Source organism: Corynebacterium sp. EPI-003-04-2554_SCH2473622 (assembly GCF_001665955.1).
In the GTDB taxonomy this organism is placed as follows: domain Bacteria; phylum Actinomycetota; class Actinomycetes; order Mycobacteriales; family Mycobacteriaceae; genus Corynebacterium; species Corynebacterium pseudodiphtheriticum.
Genome location: NZ_LZMN01000016.1, coordinates 1 through 1,450, shown reverse-complemented (window position 1 = coordinate 1,450; position 1,450 = coordinate 1). Strand labels below are relative to the sequence as shown.

General features: G+C 54.2%; 3 protein-coding genes. 2 read left to right on the top strand and 1 reads right to left on the bottom strand.

Annotated features, from left to right (window positions below; genetic code table 11):
- Window positions 1-223: 223 nt before the first annotated feature.
- Window positions 224-700 carry a hypothetical protein gene (locus A5774_RS01475; protein WP_064833109.1) on the top strand — a complete coding sequence of 159 codons (477 nt, stop codon included), beginning with the start codon at window positions 224-226 and terminating at the stop codon, window positions 698-700.
- Window positions 697-951: a hypothetical protein gene (locus tag A5774_RS01470; RefSeq protein WP_064833108.1), complete on the top strand. Its 255-nt coding sequence runs from the start codon at window positions 697-699 to the stop codon at window positions 949-951. The genes A5774_RS01475 and A5774_RS01470 overlap by 4 nt, the downstream gene beginning before the upstream one ends.
- A gap of 82 nt (window positions 952-1,033) precedes the next feature.
- Here the strand turns inward: A5774_RS01470 and A5774_RS11150 are convergent, their stop codons facing one another.
- Window positions 1,034-1,234 (bottom strand): hypothetical protein, encoded by a 201-nt coding sequence (locus A5774_RS11150; protein ID WP_156519515.1) that lies wholly within the window; start codon window positions 1,232-1,234, stop codon window positions 1,034-1,036.
- Window positions 1,235-1,450: the final 216 nt, after the last annotated feature.

Genomic DNA, 1,450 nt, shown 5'->3' with positions numbered 1-1,450 from the left:
CAACCCCATTTTCCTTATGCAGGTTGGGAACCTACACACAAACCATTAGACACTCTCGCGACTGTGGTTGAAAGCGCTATAATACCTATCATCCTCATTCGAGCCTGGGGTTTAGCCCGCCGACTGAGTACGCCAACCAATGGAACCAAACCCAGGAAGGCACTCACAGCGCCTGGTTCTAAAAACTAGCCCGGCTCACATCCCACAACTAGAAAGAATCAAGATGTCCAAACACCTCTCCACTAAAACACTAATCATCAGCGCCGCAATCGTCGGCTCTCTCATCAGCAGTATGGGGTCTGCCGCAGCCGAAACCGTGCAACCGAACACCGTCCCATCAGCGACTCAAGCACAGGCGGTTGCTAATCATCTCGCCGTAGACCCCGAAACCGGACGTTTCACCTTCGACGCCGAAGAAGCTTCCACAGACGGACTTTCAGAAAACGAAGCCCGTGAGATTGAAGAAGTCTTCGAAACTCTAGCCCCAATCGAGGTTGCCGAGATAAATACTGAGCTTAAAGCCCCTATCGGCTCTACCCACGCCCAGCTAAACCGAGGCCTAACTCCCTACGCCCACAAAGCTCACTGCGACCGTCAATATGCCCGCGACTCAGCAAGATGCCGGAGAATACCGCTTGCTCAAGCCCGCGCAATATGTTGGGCAGCCGCAGCCGTTCAATACGCAAACTGTCGCCGATGAGCGAACATAGGGTCATTGCCCAAAGAACCTACCGCGATGATGAAGGAGAATTCACCGTGGGGCTACGCGCCCCCTACCAAGATGGAAACGATTGGATCTGTGAAATCTTCACAGAAGGCCTGGACGCCGGAAACCTGCCAGTCGGCGGCATAGACGCACTACAATCCATCAGATTGGCGGTGGATATGCTCGACGCCCTGATCAAAACCCGCCCCTCAGCCGAAGCATACGGCATAACCGGCTGCTTCTAACGGATTCAGCTAAATTCAGGATCTGCAATCCCTTGCTTGCTTTGTGCACCTCTAGCAAGGGGGCATCAACTACCCCAAATCCTCAAGGATCTGCACAGGCACCGGAGGCCCTTCGGCAGGGAACATCCGTCTCCACCGGATGAGCAGCCATGATCTTATCCGTGAACCCCAGCCAATCCGGCCCACGAGCAAACTCCTGATTAGATCTCGACGTTGCCTTCGTCTCCAGCCGCCCAAACACCACCGTGACCACCGCACCAGCGTGTCCAGAATCGTGTTCCATCAATGTTCCATTTCAGCGCGGTGCAGGTGCCGGTGCCTTAGCTCCAGAAATGTTACAAAGCTGGTGATATTATCACGCACTCGTAATATTATTACCCGTTTTTAACATCCCGACAGCCTCGCCGGGCGCTGCACTCCTCGGACTGAAGCACCTGCAAACGCAGAAAAGACCCACTTGAACTGAACTGCTCCCTATAAGTTGGACTGGGGTTGCCCG